The sequence below is a fragment of the Amycolatopsis melonis genome (assembly GCF_040064235.1).
GTDB classification, from domain to species: Bacteria; Actinomycetota; Actinomycetes; order Mycobacteriales; family Pseudonocardiaceae; genus Amycolatopsis; species Amycolatopsis melonis.
On record NZ_JBDZYD010000007.1, the window covers coordinates 275,276 to 291,698 of the forward strand.

Sequence of the window (16,423 nt, forward strand, 5' to 3'; positions counted from 1 at the left end):
GCCGGATGGCCGATCTCGTCTACCCGCCCGTGATCGCGGCGGCCCGGACCATGTTCCGGGTACTCGACAACCGCATCCGGGTCGAGGGTGCGGAGCACATTCCGCGGCGCGGTGGGGCCGTCATCGCGTGCAACCACATCAGCTACCTGGACTTCATCTTCTGCGGCCTCGGAGCGCGCCCGGCCAAGCGGCTGACGCGGTTCATGGCGAAGAAGGAGATCTTCGAAAACCGCATCGCCGGCCCGCTGATGCGGGGGATGCACCACATCGCCGTCGACCGTTCGGCCGGGCAGGCGTCCTACGCCGAAGCCGTCGCGGCGCTGCAGGCAGGCGAGGTCGTCGGCGTCTTCCCGGAGGCGACGATCAGCCAGTCGTTCACCGTGAAGGAGATCAAGTCGGGCGCGGTCCGGATGGCGGCCGAGGCCGGGGTCCCGCTGGTGCCGATGGCGCTGTGGGGCACCCAGCGGCTGTGGACGAAGGGCAGGCCGAAGGACCTCACCCGGCGGCACGTCCCGATCTCGATCCTCATCGGCGAGCCGATGCACCCGGCGGCCGAAGACGACGCGGACGTCCTCACCAAGGACCTGCGCACGCGGATGAGCGCACTGCTCGACCGCGCCCAGGCCGAGTACCCGGAGCGGCCCGCGTCCGACGAGGAACGCTGGTGGCTCCCGGCCCACCTGGGCGGCACGGCACCGACCCCGGCCGAGGCCGCCGAGCTGGACCGCCGCTAGAACCAGCGTTCGAGGACCTGGGCGACGCCGTCCTCGGCGGCCGGGCCGGTGACCTCGTCGGCCACCGCGAGGACCTGCGGGTGGCCGTCGCCCATCGCCACGCCGTGGCCGGCCCAGCGGAGCATCTCGACGTCGTTGGGCATGTCGCCGAACGCGATGACGTGCTCAGGGGCGACTTCCAGGCGCTCGGCGAGGTCCGCCAGCCCGGTCGCCTTCGTGATGCCGTGCGCCGACAGCTCCACCAGGCCGCCGGACGACGAGTACGTGACGTCGACCTCGCGGTCGAACAGCGCGTTCACCGCTTCCGCCATCTCCTCCGACGACATGCCCCGGTGGCTGACCAGCAGCTTGATCGCCGGGTGCCCGAGCACCTCGGCGCGCGGGCCGGTGCGGCCTTCGCCGTCGCCCCACGGGTTGTGGTAGTCCGGCTCGATCACGAAGTTGCGCATGTCGTGGTCGACCGCGCCGGTGGCGGCGCGCTCGGCGGCCAGCCGGCAGCCCGGCAGCGCCTTGTCGAGGGCGTGCGCGATGTCGTGCAGCAGCGTCGGCTGGAGCAGGCCGTGGACCTCGACGATCTCCTCGCGGCCGCAGTCGTAGAGCACCGCGCCGTTCGCGCACACCGCGTAACCGGTCAGCTCCAGCGGCCCGGCGATCGGGGCGATCCAACGCGGCGGGCGGCCACTGGCCAGTACGAACGGCACGCCCGCCTCGACCGCCCGGCGGACGGTCGCGATGGTGCGGCGGGTGAGCGTTTCCGAAGGGCCGAGCAGGGTGCCGTCGACGTCGGACGCGATCAGTCGGGGTTTCTCCACCCGGCCATTGTCCCTGACACATCCGGGTGAAGGTCTGCCCGTCCGGACAACTGTCGGTGGTAACCGATACCCTCCGCCTTCCTCCCCGCCCCCACCCTCAACGGAGAAGCTTCGCTTCACTGTTACTTTCCGTACTGTGCGAGTAGGCATCGTGATTCTCCCGGAAGACCGGTGGTGGGCCGCCGAGCCGAAGTGGCGCGCCGCCGAGGAGTACGGCTTCGACCACGCCTGGACGTATGACCACCTGGGCTGGCGCAACCTCGTCGACGGGCCGTGGTTCTCCGCGGTCCCGACCCTGACCGCGGCGGCGATGGTCACGTCCCGCATCCGGCTCGGCACCTTCGTGGCGTCGCCGGTCGCGCGGCACCCGGTGCCGTTCATGCGCGAGCTGAACACCCTCGACGACATCTCCGACGGCCGGTTCGTCCTCGGCGTCGGCGCGGGCGTCGACCACGGGAGCTACGACGCCAAGGTCCTCGACGGCCCGGAGCTGACGGCGAAGCAGCGCGCCGACCGCTTCACCGAGTTCGTCGAGGCACTCGACGGGTTGCTCATGACCGACAAGTTCGACTTCGACGGCGAGTACTACACCGCGCGCGCGGCCCGGAACCTGCCGGGACCGGTGCAGCGCCCGCGGCTGCCGTTCGTGGTTGCGGCGAACGGCCCGCGCACGATGACGCTGGCGGCGCGCTTCGGCGCGGGCTGGGCCACCACGGGCAAGGGCGGCGAGACCGCCGACGAGTGGTGGCGCGGCGTGCGGCAGCTCACCGAGGTCTTCGACCAGCGGCTCGACGCCGCGGGCCGCGAGCGCGCGAGCATCCACCGGTACCTCAGCCTGGACGCCTCGCCGGTGTTCTCGCTGACCAGCGTCGAGGCGTTCCGCGACGCGGTCGGCCGGGCGGGGGAGCTGGGCTTCACCGACGTGATCGCGCACTGGCCGCGGTCGTCGTCGCCGTACGAAGGCCGCGAAGCCGTTCTGGAACAGGTCGCGAGCGACGTCCTCCCGGAACTCCACGGTTAGTACGAACGGGTGACATTCGGGCGGCCGGGAAACCGTTTGCCGCTCCGCAGGCGTCATGGCCTGTAGACGTCCGAGATCAACCCCGGGGGTACGGGAGCCCTCGTGGCCGCGGAGGGAGCCGCGGCCACGAGGGCGCTTTTATTTCACGATCCGGTAGATCACAGCGCCGGGGTTCCGGTAGACCGGCTTGACGAAGTCATGCCCGTCCAGGTGCTGCAGGCCCGGCGCGATCGGCGTGTCCCGGCGGATGGTGCCGCTGCCCACCAGCACGTAGTGGATGTTCAGCCGCCGCACCGCCGCGCGGACCTCGGGGTCGCTGTCGTAGTCGCCGAAGTGCCGGGCCAGGTAGAGCGCGTCCGGGGGCGCGACCCCCGCGTCGTAGTGGCCGGCCACCGGGTGCACGCCGGTCAGCGCGTACATCCAGGCCGTGCCGTCGAGCCGGTCGTTGAGCACCTTCTGGTCGGCCGGGATGCCGACGGTCCCCAGCTTCTCCATGGCCTCGATCTCGTCGGCGCTCACCGGCGGGACCACCTCGCCGGGCAGGCCGTTGTAGTACAGCAGCGACACGGTCTTGGCGTTGGCCGCGCGGTAGAACCCGCCGGTCAGCACGCCCATCGCGACGACCAGCAGCACCGCGGAGGCCAGGCCGACCCGCCCGGTCAGCCACGGCCGCGCCCGCACCCACGCCCGCCCGCTCGCGATCTTCGCCAGCCACCGCTGGGTCTCGCTCATGCCGTGCGCGGCGAGCAGGCACAGCGGGATCGACGCCAGCGCCATCAGCCGGAACCGGTCGTTCCACCAGGGGCGCGACAGCGAGACGACCCAGGCTTCGCCGCCGAAGCACGCCACGACCACGAACAGCGCGGACAGCCCGAGTGCCGACAGCACCAGCCAGCGCATCCGGCGCAGCGCCACCAGCGTCAGGACGCCGACCGCGAGGAACACCGTCAGCCAGACCTGCGGCACCGGCAGCACCTGCTTGAACGTCGCCAGCATGGCCAGCGCCTTCCACACCGGCATGTGCGAGCCCCAGGCGTGGTACGGGTACGACCCCGACGTGAAGCCGATCGCGCCGAGGATCATCGGTGCCGACAGCAGCCCGGCCGCGACCATCGCCGGCACCATCCGCAGCACGTCGCCGCCGACGACCCGGCCGCCGCGCCTGCCTTCGGGGACGCCGTCGACGCGCCGTCCGCGCAGCGCCCGGTACCAGCGCTGCACCACCAGCGGGAACGCGAACAGGATCGCCCCGAACAACGCGCTCGAATGCGCGGCGAGCAGGCCGGACGCGCTCAGCGCCAGCACCGCGCCCGTGTCGACGCCGGGCCGGACGAGAAACCGCTGCAGCGCGACCACGGCCAGCGGCGTCAGCACGATGCCGAGCGCGAACGGCAGCAGCCCGCTCGACACCGACTCGTACGCCCCGGTCGTCGCGCCGCCCGCGACCAGCGCGGCACTGCCCGCGAACACCGCGCGGCCGCCGAGCTGGCGCACCAGCGCCACCAGTGCCAGCGCGAAGAGCCCGGCGATCGGCATCGTGATCGCGTTGAGCGTGACCGGGATGGACGTCCCCGACAGCTCGTAGACCAGGGCGCCGGCCAGGTGGTAGGCGTTCGGGTAGAAGGAGCCGTCCGGGTACCAGTTGATGGTGCCCATACCGGTCAGCGAGCCGTCGCCGGTCTCGGCGATGTAGCGGATGCCGTTCGCGTGGAACACCGTGTCCCAGCGCTGGAACACCGCGGTCGTCCCGCCGCGGCCGGAGACGACCACGGCGATCGACACCGCGACGGCGACCGTGACGCACGCCCCGACGGCCAGATGCGCCCGGCGCGTCCACGGCAGCACCGGTTCCTCGGCGCCGGGGGTGAGCCAGCCGCGTGCGGTGGCCAGGCGGCGCAGGCCGTACAGCACGGCGGCGAGCAGCAGGGTGACCGCGGTCACGCTCGGCGCGCCGTACGGGATGTGCGCGATGGCCAGCCACGGGCCGGCCAGTCCGGTCACGGCGTAGCTGAGCAGCGGCGCGAGCCCGGCCAGCGCCCAGCCGCGCAGGCCGGTGGCCCATCCGACGAGCCCGCCGGGAACCGCCAGCACGGCCAGATAGGTCGCCACCGCGCCGAAGTAGCTCCAGAAGTCCTCGGGTGCAGGCACTGCTTTCCAGGTGTGTCGTAGGCCGAAATGTGATAGTCGGGTGCGGGCCGGGTAACCGACCTGCGTACCCTCGACGCCCGTGAGCGCGCACACGAACCCCGCACAGATTACTGAAGACGATTTCGCAGGTTACGACCTCGTCGTCGTCGGGTCCGGCTTCTTCGGCCTGACCGTCGCCGAACGGGCCGCGGCCGAGCTGGGCAAGAAGGTCCTCGTCCTCGAGCGACGCAGCCACATCGGCGGCAACGCGTACTCGGAGCCCGACCCGGAGACCGGGATCGAGGTGCACAAGTACGGTGCGCACCTGTTCCACACCTCGAACAAGCGCGTCTGGGAGTACGTGAACCGCTTCACCGAGTTCACGAACTACCAGCACCGGGTGTTCGGCAAGTACCAGGGGCAGGTCTACCCGCTGCCGATGAACCTGGCGCTGATCAACCAGTTCTTCGGCAAGTCGCACACGCCGGACGAGGCCCGCGAGCTCATCGCGAAGCAGGCGTCGGAGTTCGAGACCGACGCCGCGCAGAACCTCGAGGAGAAGGCGATCTCGCTGATCGGCCGTCCCCTGTACGAGGCGTTCATCCGCGGTTACACCGCGAAGCAGTGGGAGAACGACCCCAAGAACCTCGGCGCGAACATCATCACGCGCCTGCCGGTCCGCTACACGTTCGACAACCGGTACTTCAACGACACCTACGAGGGCCTGCCCGTCAACGGGTACACCGCGTGGCTCGAGAAGATGGCCGAGCACGAGAACATCGAGATCCGGCTGAACGTCGACTACTTCGACGTGCGCGAGCACATCCCGGCGGGCACCCCGACCGTCTACACCGGGCCGCTGGACCGCTACTTCAACTACTCGGCGGGCCGGTTCACCTGGCGCACCGTCGACTTCGAGTCCGAGGTCGCCCCGACGGGTGACTTCCAGGGCACCTCGGTCGTCAACTACAACGACGAAGAGGTCCCGTACACCCGCATCATCGAGTTCCGCCACTTCCACCCGGAGCGGGACTACTACCCCAAGGACAAGACGGTCATCTTCCGCGAGTTCTCCCGCTTCGCGCAGGAGAACGACGAGCCGTACTACCCGATCAACACCCCGGAGAACCGCGAGAAGCTCGAGGCCTACCGGGAGCTGGCCAAGATCGAGGCGCGCGAGAAGAACGTCCTGTTCGGCGGGCGGCTCGGCACCTACAAGTACCTCGACATGCACATGGCGATCGGCTCGGCGCTGTCGGTGTTCGACAACAAGATCGCCCCGCACCTGACCGACGGTGCGCCGCTGGACGGGTCCCTCGATGCTTGAGAAGGGCACCCCGGCGGGTGAGGTCGCGGTCCTGGCGAAGGCCCAGGGCTTTCTGAAGAGTGAAGCTTCGGTGAAGGCTGCGCGCGGCCTTTCGCACTTCGGTGAGCACGCGCTCGGCTGGTTCGGCCTTGGCGTCCTCGGCGCCGTCGTCGACAAGAAGCGGCGCAAGGACTGGCTGGTCGCGTCGGCGGGCGTCGTCGGCGCGCACGCTGCCTCGATCGCGGTGAAACGCGTGGTCAGGCGGCCGCGGCCGGACCACCCGAGCGTCGAGGTCCTGGTCGGCACGCCGAGCAAGCTGAGCTTCCCGTCGTCGCACGCGACGTCCACCACGGCGGCGGCGGTGCTCTACTCCGGATTGACCGGGCGTAACCTGGTGCCCGCCCTGGTACCGCCGATGCTGGCCTCGAGGCTCGTGCTCGGCGTTCACTATCCGACAGACGTTCTGGCCGGTGCAGCTCTCGGGGGGCTCGTCGGCGGTCTGATACGACGGAAGCTGAAGAAGAACCCATGAGCGAAACGACCGAGCAGCGCCCCAGCGAGGAAACGGACGTGACCACCGAGGCTCCGGCGACCCCGGAGACGGCGTCACGCGGCCCGTTCGGCCTGGTCGGCGGCGTCGTCAAGACGGCGCGGCCGCGGCAGTGGGTGAAGAACGTGCTGGTCTTCGCGGCCCCGTTCTTCGCCTTCTCGAAGTCGACCGACCGCACCGGTCTGCTGATCGACGCGATCATCGCCTTCGTGGCCTTCTCCCTGACGGCGAGCTCGGTCTACCTCATCAACGACGCGATCGACGTCGAGGCCGACCGGGCCCACCCGACCAAGCGCAACCGGCCGATCGCGGCAGGCATCGTGCCGGTCCCCGTCGCGTACGGGGCCGCGGTCGTGTTCTTCCTGGCCGGCCTCGGCGTGTCGTTCGCGGCGAGCTGGCAGCTGGCGGTCGTGCTGGGCGTCTACGAGGCGGTCCAGCTCGGCTACTGCTTCGGCCTGAAGCACCAGCCGGTGGTCGACCTGGCCATCGTCGGCTCGGGCTTCCTGATGCGCTCGATCGCCGGCGGCGTCGCGGCGAGCATCTCCCTTTCGCAGTGGTTCCTGCTGGTCACGGCGTTCGGCTCGCTGTTCATGGTGGCGGGCAAGCGCTACGCGGAGATCATGCTGTTCGAGCGCACGGGCGCGAAGATCCGCTCGTCGCTGAAGAAGTACTCGGCCAGCTACCTGCGGTTCGTCTGGGCGACGTCGGCGGCGATCCTGATCATGTCGTACTGCCTGTGGGCGTTCGAGATCCGCCAGACCGAGCACAACTCGGTGTGGGCGGTCATCTCGATGGTCCCGTTCGTGGTGGCGGTACTCCGGTACGCGGTCGACGTCGACGGCGGCAACGCGGGCGAGCCGGAGGAGATCGCGCTCAAGGACCGCGTCCTCCAGGTGCTGGGCGCGACCTGGGTCGTGACGCTGTTCCTGTCGTTCTACCTGTGACTCTTCGTGAATCGACAGGTTCGATACAGGTGACACACAGCTGAGCGGCGCACCCTGAGGTGGTGGGGGCGGGCAGTACGCCCGTCCCCGTGACCCCAGGAGCAACGATGAACGACCAGCCGCGCGAGGTCCCGGAGCGGGCCGACCAGCCGACCGAGCAGGCCGGCGCCGAGAGCCAGGGCGGTCCCGCCGCGCCGGGAACCCCTCCGGCGGCCGACCAGCCGACCGAGCAGCTTCCCGTCGGCCAGGAGAAGCCCGCGGCACCCGGCACCCCCGAACCGGCCCCGGCCGAGGCCGCACCGGCCGCCGCGGACCAAACCGCGCCCGTGCCGCCCACGGCCGAGTCCGCAGCACCCGGCGCCGCCGACCAGACCACGGCCCACAGCCAGTCCGCAGCGTCCGGCGCCGCCGACCAGACCGCCGCCCACGGCCAGCAGCCTCCACCCGCGCCACCCACGCCGCAGCTCTCCCACCCCCACAGCGCCTGGGCCCCGCCCCCGCCACGGCAGCCGGGCGGATTCCGCCGTTTCGTCGGCCACCGCGCCACCCAGCTGGTCGGCGTCGGCCTGCTGGGTGCCCTGGTCGGCGGCGGGATCGTCGGGGGCATCGCCGCCGCGTCCCACCACGGCCCGCGGGACGGCCGTCCGGGCATCCACCGCCAGTACGACGGCAACCAGGGCTTCCCCGGCCCCGGCTTCCGCGGCCGCGGGGACGGCCACTGACCGGCCACTTTCACGTGAAAGTGGCGGCAGGCGGATGTGGCCTGCGCCACCGGGCCCCCGCTCAGATCACGGAAGCATCACGGCCGGGGTACCGTGTCCCGGATGCGAAGCGCCTCCGCAGAACTTCCCGAGGCCGCCGGTGCGCTGCCGTCGGCCGTGCCCGTCGCCCGCTCGCTGGCCCTGCCCGCGGGCGCCGCGGCGGCGTCCGCCCTCGTGTTCGCCCTGGTCAGCCGCCATCTCATCGATGACACCTACATCACGCTGTCCTACGCGAAGAACCTCGCCTTCCATGCCCACTGGGGCCTGATCGAGCAGGGGACGGCGAACACCGCGACCTCCCCGCTGAACGTCCTGGCCCTCGCCGCGGTCACGTTCCTCGTCCGGGACGCCGTGCTGGCCGCCGGGATCGTCTTCGTCGTCGCCCAGGTGCTGCTCGTGCTGGGCCTGCGACGGCTCGGCGAGCGCACCGGCCTGCCGGCGGCGTTCGCGCCACTGGCGTTCGCGTTGCTGCTGGTCAACCCGCTGCTGCTGTCCTCGGTCGGGCTGGAGGTCGCGCTCGGCGCCACCGGGGTCGTCTGGACGCTGGTGTACGCGGGGGAGCGGCGTCCGGGACGGCTCGGCGTCGTGATCGGGCTGCTCGCGCTCGTCCGGCTGGACCTGCTGCTCGTCGCCGCCGTGCTGTTCGCCGCCCGCCGGGAGTTCTGGACCGGCATCTGGCGCACCGCGTTCGCCGCGCTCGCCGTGACGCTGCCGTGGTTCGGCTTCAGCTGGGTGGTGCTCGGCTCGGCCGTGCCGGACACCCTCGTCATCAAGATCAGCCAGCAGTCGTGGGGACCGTTCGGCTTCACCAACGGCCCGCTGCTGTACTGGCGCAACTACCCGGCCGCCGCGGCGCTGTCGTTCCTGCCGCTGCTGCTGGCCGGCGTGGCCGGGGTGTTCTGGATCGTCCAGTACCGCCGCGGCTCGGAAACCGCCCGCCGCCTGACGCCGTTCGCGGCGCTCGCCATCGCCGGCGCCCTGCACTACGCGGCCTACAGCCAGCTCGGCGTGCCGCCGTACCACTGGTACTACGCGCCGAGCATCATCAGCGCGACGATCTTCCTCGCCGCCTGCGCCTCGGCGGTGCCGGAGCACGTCCGGCGCGGAACGTGGACGCTGGCAGGCGCGGTGCTGGCGGCGAGCGTCGCGGTGTACGCGCTGCCGGGCCTGCCCCGCCAGTTCGCGCCGATCACCAGCAACCACGCGTCGACGACGGAGTACCGAGAAATCGGCCGCCAGCTGGCGGCGATCGCCCACGGCCGCAAGGTCGAGACGGCGGGCGAGGTCGGCGCACTGGCCTACGCGTGCGACTGCCAGCTGGTCGACGAGTTCTCCGACCGCGGCGCGGTCGACCCGGCGATCGCCGAGACGAAACGCCGCAGCGGTGACGTCGGGCGCGCGCTGCTGGAGGCCAACTTCCACAACTTCGACCACAGCGTGGCGCCGCTGAGCCCGGACCTGGTACTGGCGACGACCCGCCGGACCCCGCCGCGGGCGGCGCTGGCGAGCTGGCGGATCGACTCGCCGTGGATGGGCAGCCAGAGCCTGTACCTGATGCCCGCCCACGCCGCGGGCGGCTGAAGTACCCTGGCGGGCGATGGGGGTTCTCCGACGCTGCCTGCGGCACGAAGCCGTGCTCTTCTCGAGCATCGGCCTGCTGCTGCGCGGCCGCAAGGACGTGCCGGACGACGGCGTGGCGCTGCCCTACGCCGGCCCGCAACGGCCGATGATCGTGGTGTTCCTGGTCGTCTCGCTCGTCGAGACCGGCGCGTTCCTGCTCGTGGACTTCGGCCCGGTCGGCGACACGCTGCTGCTGGCCGCAGAGATCTACACCGCCGCGTGGCTGCTCGGCTACCTGGCCGCGCTGGTGACCCGCCCGCACGTGGTGTCGCCGCACGAGCTGCGGCTGCGCGTCGGCGCGCTGTTCGACCTGCGCGTGCCGCTCGAGGACGTCGAGAGCCTCACCCGGCGCAAGGAGACCCACGCGAGCGCCCGTGGCCTCATCTGGGGCGACGAGGAGCTGGTCATGGGGCAGTCCATGGAGACGAACGTCGTCGCCGTCCTGCGCCGTCCGGTCGTCGCGACACGGCCGCTGGGCGGGACCGAGACCGTGCGCGTGGTGAAGTTCTTCACCGAGGACCCCGCGCTGGCGGTGCAGGCCTTCTCAGCCCAGCGCGCGTGACACCTTCATGCCCGCGAGCGCGTCGCGCAGGAACACCGCCGAGCCGTCGGTGAAGCCGAACCGGATCGACGGCGACGGCGGGAAGCTCACCCCGCCGGGTACCGCGTCCAGCCGGGCGACCACCCGCGCGTCGAACTCCTCCGCCGTCGTGAACGGCCCGCCGGTGGCGCCCTCCAGCAGGCTCGTCGGGTAGACGACGGCGAGGCGCTGGTTCGTCCAGGTCAGCCGGGCGTGGCCGGCGCCGCCGGCGAAGTGGTCGGCCAGCCGGACGGCGAGCTGGCCCGGGTCGCCGGCGGTGACCCAGTAGCCGAGTGCCGGGTCGTCGGCCCAGTCCTCGTCTGCGACCTCGGCAGTCGGCAACGGCCAGCGCCCCGGCCCGCTGGTCAGCTTCGGCGTCTCGCGCGCGGGCACGTACGGCGCGTGCCGGACGCCGCCGAGCGACAGCCCGACGTGCGCGTAGTGCGGCGCGCAGCCCAGCCGGAGCACCTCGCCGGGACGCAGCCAGTAGCCGCCCAGCTCGCGCCGGATGATTTCGTCGTCCTTCGCGGCGGTCTTGGCTGCCAGCTTCACCGGCCACCGTTCCTCGGCGAAGTCGAGCCCGGAACCGTCCACGAGGGACACCCGCAGCACCGGCTTGCGGCCCCGCTTGGCCCGCTCGACGCGCGCGATCCGGGCGCCGGGCAGCTCCGCCACCGGGACGAACTCCCGCAGCCCGATCGGCTCGCCCTCGCGGTTGGTGCCGTAGGTCCGCGTCCGGTCGGTGAAGATCTCGGCGACGTCCTTGCCGAACTTCGCGACGCCGCGGCCGAAGCCGATCGCCTTGCCCAGCACCGACTTCGCCGGCTCGGGCGCCGGTTCGGGCGGCGGCACCAGCGCGTCGAGCACCAGCAGCCGCGCCGGGGTCAGCACCCAGAGCCGCTCGATCGCCGCACGCAGCGGGATGCCGCGCAGGAACTCGTGCGCCAGCACGCCCGCGCGGTCGCCGAACGCGATCACCTGCGGGGGCGGCGGCTTGTCGGAGCCGCCGTCGTCCCCGCCCGCGATCGCCTCGAACAGGAAGTCCCCCGCGATCCCGGCCGCGCCCGAGCCGATCTTGCGCAGCAGGCTCTTGTCCGGCTGCCCCTCCGGCGTCAGGCCGCGGACGGCGAACGCCAGCACCCGGCCGTAGGTCGCCCACTGCGGCTGCTCGCCGGGGCGCAGGTACGGCCGGGACTGGCTGCCTGCGCCGATGGGGTCGGCGAGGCTCAGATCGGCAGCTTGCGGAAGAGCGGCCGGGGGACGTGCCGCAGCACCGACATCACCAGGCGGAACTGGGCGGGTGCCCACACCAGGTCCTTGCCAGCGCGCGCCGCGCCGACCGCGATCTCGGCGACCTGCTCGGCGGTCTGGGCCAGCGGGGCGTCCTTGAGACCCTCGGTCATCTTCGTCTTGACGTGACCCGGGCGCACGACCGTGACCTTGACGCCGAACGGCGCGAGCGCCTCGCCGAGGCCCAGGTAGAAGCCGTCGAACCCGGCTTTGGTCGAGCCGTAGACGAAGTTGGACCGCCGGACGCGCTCACCGGCCACCGACGACAGCGCGATCACCGTGCCGTGGCCCTGGACCTTGAGCTTCTCCGACAGCGCGACGCCGGCCGACACCGCCGCGGTGTAGTTCACCGTGGCCAGCTCGACGGCCTTCGCGTGGTCCTGCCAGACCTCCTCGGGATCACCGAGCAGGCCGAACGCGACGACCGCGACGTCGATGTCGCCGCCCTCGAACGCCTTGTCCAGCACGGCCGGGTGCGAGGCGGTGTCCTTCGCGTCGAAGTCCACAGTGGACACCTCGGCGCCGCGGTCCTTCAGGCGCTGGACGGCCGCCTCCAGCCGCGGCGACGGCCGCGCGGCCAGCACGACCCGCAGCGGCTTCTCGGCCAGGTACTTCTCGGCGATCGCCAGCGCGATGTCGGACGTGCCGCCGAGCAGGAGCAGGGACTGGGGGTTGCCCACCGCGTCGATCACAGTTCGAGCCTCCGGCTCATGTCAGAGGCGAAAACGCCTTCGGGGTCAACGGAAGCGCGCACCTTGCGCCACTCTTCGAGCCGCGGGTACATCTTCGCGAACGTCTCGGGCGAGGTGCGCGAGTCCTTCGCGGTGTACAGCCGCCCGCCCAGCTCCAGGACGTCCTCGTCGAGTTCCTGGCAGAACCGGCTCAGGCCGTCCTTGATCGGGAAGTCCAGGCAGATCATCCAGCCGGGGTGCGGGAACGACAGTGGTGCCGGGTTGCCCTCACCCATCTGCTTGAACACGTTGAGGAACGAGACATGTCCGGAGTCGGCGATCTTCTGGAGGATCCTGCGGAGCGGCTCGTGCGCGTTCAGCGGCGTCGAGAACTGGTACTGCAGGAAGCCCTTCGTGCCGTAGGCCCGGTTCCACTCGCCGAACAGGTCCAGCGGGTGGTAGAAGGCGGTCAGGCTCTGGATCTGGTCGCGCGCGTTCTTCGCGGTCTTGCGGTAGTACAGCTCGCCCACGGCGGTGAACGACAGTTTGTTCATGAGGCCGTTCGGGAAGATGTCCGGCAGCGTCGCCAACTGGCCCGGGTTGAACTTCAGCGGGTCGGTGCGCAGTTTCGGCGGCAGCTCGTCCAGCTTCGCCAGCGAACCGCGCTGGAAGGCCGCCCGTCCCAGCTTCGGGCCGCGGGAGATCGAGTCGAACCACCCCGAGGAATAGGTGTAGTTGTCCTCCGAGCCGTCGGTGACCAGCGCGAGGGTCTCGTCGAGGTTCGCCGTGCGCTGGATGTCGGCCTTGAAGTAGGCCGTCTCCGTCCGCGTCATCCGGATCTTCGCCCGGACGATGATGCCGGTCAGGCCGATGCCTGCCACGGTCGCCCAGAACAGCTCGGCGTCCGGGCCCTCGGGCGTCAGCGTGCGGACCTGCCCGTCGGCGGTGATCAGGTCCATCGACACAACGTGGTTGCCGAAGCTGCCCGCGCTGTGGTGGTTCTTGCCGTGGATGTCGTTGGCGATCGCGCCGCCGATGGTCACCTGGCGGGTGCCCGGCAGCACCGGGACCCACAGGCCGTACGGCAGCGCCTCGCGCATCAGCTGGTCGAGGCTGACCCCGGCGTCGACGTCGACGAGCGCGGTGTCCGGGTCGATCGAGTGGATCCGGTTCAGCGCGGTCATGTCGATCACGAGGCCGCCCGCGTTCTGCGCGGGGTCGCCGTAGGACCGGCCGAGGCCGCGGGCGATGACACCGCGCGGACCGGCCTGGGCGACGGCGCGCGCGATGACCTCCACGTCGTCGGTCCGCAGCACGTCGGCGATGGTCGGTGACGTCCGCGCCCAGCCCATGAGCGTGCGACGCTGTGTTTCGGGTACGTGGGTCACTCATCAAGTAAACCAGCGGCGCGAAGCGCCTCCGTTGAGGGTGGTGGCGGGGGCATGGATGGAGGTAGCCACGCCCAACCATGCCCGAGACGTGACCCTGAAGTGCCCGTCTCTACACTTTGCGCATCAAGGCACAAGCGCCCGCGCGGGTGACCATGACACAGGTGACGAGGTAATGCAGTGGTGGCGACCGATCCGCAAGCCGAGGTAGCGGCTGGGCAGTCCTCCCCGGGACTGCTGGGCCAGCTCATCCGCTTCGCCCTGATCGGGGGCTTCTGCGCCCTCGTCGACCTGGGCACCTACACGCTGCTGACCCAGCTGGCCGGGATGGCCGCTTCACCGTGGGTCGACATCGCGCGCGCTATCAGTTTCATCGTGGGCACGACCACGGCCTTCTTCCTGAACCGGAAGTTCACCTTCGCCGGCGGGCGCCGGGACGGGAAGGCGCAGATCGGCTCGTTCGTCCTCCTCTACACCGTGACCTTCTTCGTCGCGGTCGGGGTGAACCAGCTCATGCTGAACGTGCTGCCGGAGTCCGCGTGGCAGCACACCCTGTGCTGGGCCGTGTCGCAGGCCACCGCCACCGTGATCAATTTCGTGATGCTCAAGTGGGTCGTCTTCCGCGAGCCGTCGACCAAGGAGAACTGAGGACTTCCATGCCCGGTAAAACAGCAACCCCGGCGCCGACCACCCAAGCCGGCGCGGCCGCCGAGACGCGGTTCACCGAGCACACTCCGCAGGGTCGCCTGACGGCGCAGCGCGGGCTCTACGCCGGCCCGGCGCCGATCGTCAGCAAGGACCTGTACGCCGAGCTCGAGTGGGGCACGGCCGTGCGGGAACGTGCGGCGATCACGCTCGAACCCGCCACCAAGGTGTCGGGCAACACCTACTTCGGCCGCTTCCCGGCCAGCTACTGGCAGCGCTGGACGACGGTGACCGAGGTCTCGGTCGAGGCCGTCGTCACCGGCACCGGCCTGCTGTCGCTGGGCGCCTCCGACGTCGAGGGCGAGCCCCGCGTCGTCGCCGCCGAGCAGGTCAGCGACGTCAAGAAGGCCAAGGTCACGCTGACCGGCAAGCTGGACAAGTTCCACGACGGCGGCGCGCTCTGGCTGGACCTGGAGACCGAGGGTGGGCAGAACCTGCACGTCGAGCAGGTCCGCTGGACGGTCGAGGCGCCGGAGAAGATCCGCCCGACCGCGGTGACCATCTGCACGATGAACCGCGCCGACGACTGCCTGAAGAACCTGCAGGCGCTGGCCGCGGACGTCTCCTCGCTGGACACCCTGGACGCCATCTACGTCGCCGACCAGGGCACCGACCTCGTCGAGTCCCGCGACGGCTTCGAGCAGGTCGCCAAGGACCTCGGCGAGAAGCTGCACTACATCAAGCAGCCGAACCTCGGCGGGGCAGGCGGCTTCACCCGCGGCCTCTACGAGGTGGCCGGGCACACCGCGACCGAGCACGCGAACGTCCTGTTCATGGACGACGACGTCCTGCTCGAGCCGGACCTGGTGATCCGGATGACGGCGTTCTCCAACCGCGCCGCCAACCCGATCATCGTCGGCGGGCAGATGCTCAACCTGTTCCACCCGAACCAGCTGCACGTCGGCGCCGAGTACGCCCGGCTCAACACCCTCGAGCCCGGCCAGCCGGTCGAGCACTCGCTGTCGACGGCCGACCTGCTCGGCGTCGACGAGGAGACGCTGAAGCCGAACCGCCAGGAGCGGCGCCTCGACGCCGGCTACAACGGCTGGTGGTCGTGCCTGATCCCCTACGAGGTCGTGCAGGCGACGGGTTACCCGCTGCCGTTCTTCTTCCAGTGGGACGACGCGGAGTACTCCTACCGGGCCCGCGCGCACGGCTTCCCGACCGTGACGCTGCCGGGCGCGGGCGTGTGGCACGCGGACTTCCACATGAAGGACTGGGACGAGTGGCACCGGTACTTCAACCTGCGCAACTCGATCATCACCGCCGCGCTGCACTCGCCGTTCAACCTCAACCTGCTCTCGCGGGTGCTGATCTCCCAGCTGGTCCGCTACCTGCTCGGCATGCAGTACGGCCTGTCGGCCACGCTGATCAAGGCCGTCGAGGACTTCCTGGAGGGCCCGGAGATCCTGCGTGACGGCGGGGTCGAGGCGATGCAGGAGATCCGCCGCATCCGCGACGCGTACCCGGAGACCAAGCGCCACAAGGCCACCGACGTCCCCGGCATCGCGTCCAACGACATCGGCATCATCAACAGCGCGCCGCGGCCGAGCATGCAGCGCCTGGTGCTGATCAAGCGGATCCTCGACCGGGTGCTGGGCCGCAGCCGCTTCGGGCTCGGCGCGGTGCCGATCGACGAGGCGAACTGGTGGCACATCGCCCTGTTCGACACGGCGGTGGTCACCGACGCGAACCAGGAAGGCGTCCGCGTCCGGCACTACGACCGCGCGAAGATGTTCGACCTGGCCAAGCGTGGCGCGAAGGTGATCCAGCGGCTGCGCAAGGAAGGCGCGGCGGTGCAGGAGCAGTACAAGCGGGCCATGCCCGAGCTGACCTCGCGCGAGAACTGGAAGCGCCTGTACAAGCTCTGATCCCCGGCGTTCGCGAAGGCCGTCTCACGCTGGTCGTGGGGCG

Annotated in this window: 15 protein-coding genes; 10 read left to right on the plus strand and 5 right to left on the minus strand. The window is 70.9% G+C overall.

Annotated features, from left to right (window positions below):
* Nucleotides 1-5: 5 nt before the first annotated feature.
* Entirely contained in the window at nt 6-734 is a 729-nt protein-coding gene (locus ABJI51_RS20615) for a lysophospholipid acyltransferase family protein (RefSeq protein WP_348952746.1), read from the plus strand.
* Here ABJI51_RS20615 and ABJI51_RS20620 read toward each other — a convergent pair.
* Nucleotides 731-1,531 (minus strand): HAD family hydrolase, encoded by an 801-nt coding sequence (locus tag ABJI51_RS20620; RefSeq protein WP_348953043.1) that lies wholly within the window; start codon nt 1,529-1,531, stop codon nt 731-733. The two genes, ABJI51_RS20615 and ABJI51_RS20620, sit on opposite strands and share 4 nt — an antisense overlap.
* A gap of 151 nt (nt 1,532-1,682) precedes the next feature.
* On the opposite strand from ABJI51_RS20620, the gene ABJI51_RS20625 reads away from it, so the two are divergent.
* Complete coding sequence (locus tag ABJI51_RS20625; RefSeq protein WP_348952748.1) at nt 1,683-2,567, plus strand: LLM class flavin-dependent oxidoreductase; 885 nt, start codon at nt 1,683-1,685, stop codon at nt 2,565-2,567.
* 138 nt (nt 2,568-2,705) lie between these two features.
* Here ABJI51_RS20625 and ABJI51_RS20630 read toward each other — a convergent pair whose 3' ends face one another.
* Nucleotides 2,706-4,715, minus strand: a complete 2,010-nt coding sequence (locus ABJI51_RS20630) for a DUF6541 family protein (RefSeq protein WP_348952750.1) — start codon at nt 4,713-4,715, stop codon at nt 2,706-2,708.
* Between the two features lie 79 nt (nt 4,716-4,794).
* Between ABJI51_RS20630 and glf the strand changes: the two genes are divergently transcribed.
* The 6 genes from glf to ABJI51_RS20660 all read left to right on the plus strand — a co-directional run bounded on the left by glf (nt 4,795) and on the right by ABJI51_RS20660 (nt 10,437).
* Nucleotides 4,795-6,021 (plus strand): UDP-galactopyranose mutase, encoded by a 1,227-nt coding sequence (glf, locus tag ABJI51_RS20635; protein ID WP_348952752.1) that lies wholly within the window; start codon nt 4,795-4,797, stop codon nt 6,019-6,021.
* Nucleotides 6,014-6,532 (plus strand): phosphatase PAP2 family protein, encoded by a 519-nt coding sequence (locus ABJI51_RS20640; protein WP_348952754.1) that lies wholly within the window; start codon nt 6,014-6,016, stop codon nt 6,530-6,532. Before glf ends, ABJI51_RS20640 begins: the two co-directional genes overlap by 8 nt.
* A complete protein-coding gene (locus ABJI51_RS20645; protein WP_348952756.1) occupies nt 6,529-7,494 on the plus strand; it encodes a decaprenyl-phosphate phosphoribosyltransferase in 966 nt (321 codons plus the stop codon). The genes ABJI51_RS20640 and ABJI51_RS20645 overlap by 4 nt, the downstream gene beginning before the upstream one ends.
* 107 nt (nt 7,495-7,601) lie before the next feature.
* A complete protein-coding gene (locus ABJI51_RS20650) occupies nt 7,602-8,216 on the plus strand; it encodes a hypothetical protein (protein WP_348952758.1) in 615 nt (204 codons plus the stop codon).
* A gap of 102 nt (nt 8,217-8,318) precedes the next feature.
* Nucleotides 8,319-9,836: a hypothetical protein gene (locus ABJI51_RS20655; RefSeq protein ID WP_348952760.1), complete on the plus strand. Its 1,518-nt coding sequence runs from the start codon at nt 8,319-8,321 to the stop codon at nt 9,834-9,836.
* 16 nt (nt 9,837-9,852) lie between these two features.
* A complete protein-coding gene (locus tag ABJI51_RS20660; RefSeq protein ID WP_348952762.1) occupies nt 9,853-10,437 on the plus strand; it encodes a hypothetical protein in 585 nt (194 codons plus the stop codon).
* Here the strand turns inward: ABJI51_RS20660 and ABJI51_RS20665 are convergent.
* The 3 genes from ABJI51_RS20665 to dprE1 are packed head-to-tail and all read right to left on the minus strand — an operon-like array spanning nt 10,420 to nt 13,768.
* Entirely contained in the window at nt 10,420-11,763 is a 1,344-nt protein-coding gene (locus ABJI51_RS20665; protein ID WP_348952764.1) for a hypothetical protein, read from the minus strand. The two genes, ABJI51_RS20660 and ABJI51_RS20665, sit on opposite strands and share 18 nt — an antisense overlap.
* Nucleotides 11,682-12,437, minus strand: coding sequence for a decaprenylphospho-beta-D-erythro-pentofuranosid-2-ulose 2-reductase (dprE2, locus tag ABJI51_RS20670; protein ID WP_348952766.1), 756 nt, complete (start codon nt 12,435-12,437; stop codon nt 11,682-11,684). Before dprE2 ends, ABJI51_RS20665 begins: the two co-directional genes overlap by 82 nt.
* Complete coding sequence (gene dprE1, locus ABJI51_RS20675; RefSeq protein ID WP_431605648.1) at nt 12,434-13,768, minus strand: decaprenylphosphoryl-beta-D-ribose oxidase; 1,335 nt, start codon at nt 13,766-13,768, stop codon at nt 12,434-12,436. Before dprE1 ends, dprE2 begins: the two co-directional genes overlap by 4 nt.
* A gap of 216 nt (nt 13,769-13,984) precedes the next feature.
* On the opposite strand from dprE1, the gene ABJI51_RS20680 reads away from it, so the two are divergent.
* Both ABJI51_RS20680 and ABJI51_RS20685 read left to right on the plus strand, forming a co-directional pair.
* Nucleotides 13,985-14,452: a GtrA family protein gene (locus ABJI51_RS20680; protein WP_348952770.1), complete on the plus strand. Its 468-nt coding sequence runs from the start codon at nt 13,985-13,987 to the stop codon at nt 14,450-14,452.
* 8 nt (nt 14,453-14,460) lie between these two features.
* Nucleotides 14,461-16,380: a glycosyltransferase gene (locus ABJI51_RS20685; protein WP_348952772.1), complete on the plus strand. Its 1,920-nt coding sequence runs from the start codon at nt 14,461-14,463 to the stop codon at nt 16,378-16,380.
* Nucleotides 16,381-16,423: the final 43 nt, after the last annotated feature.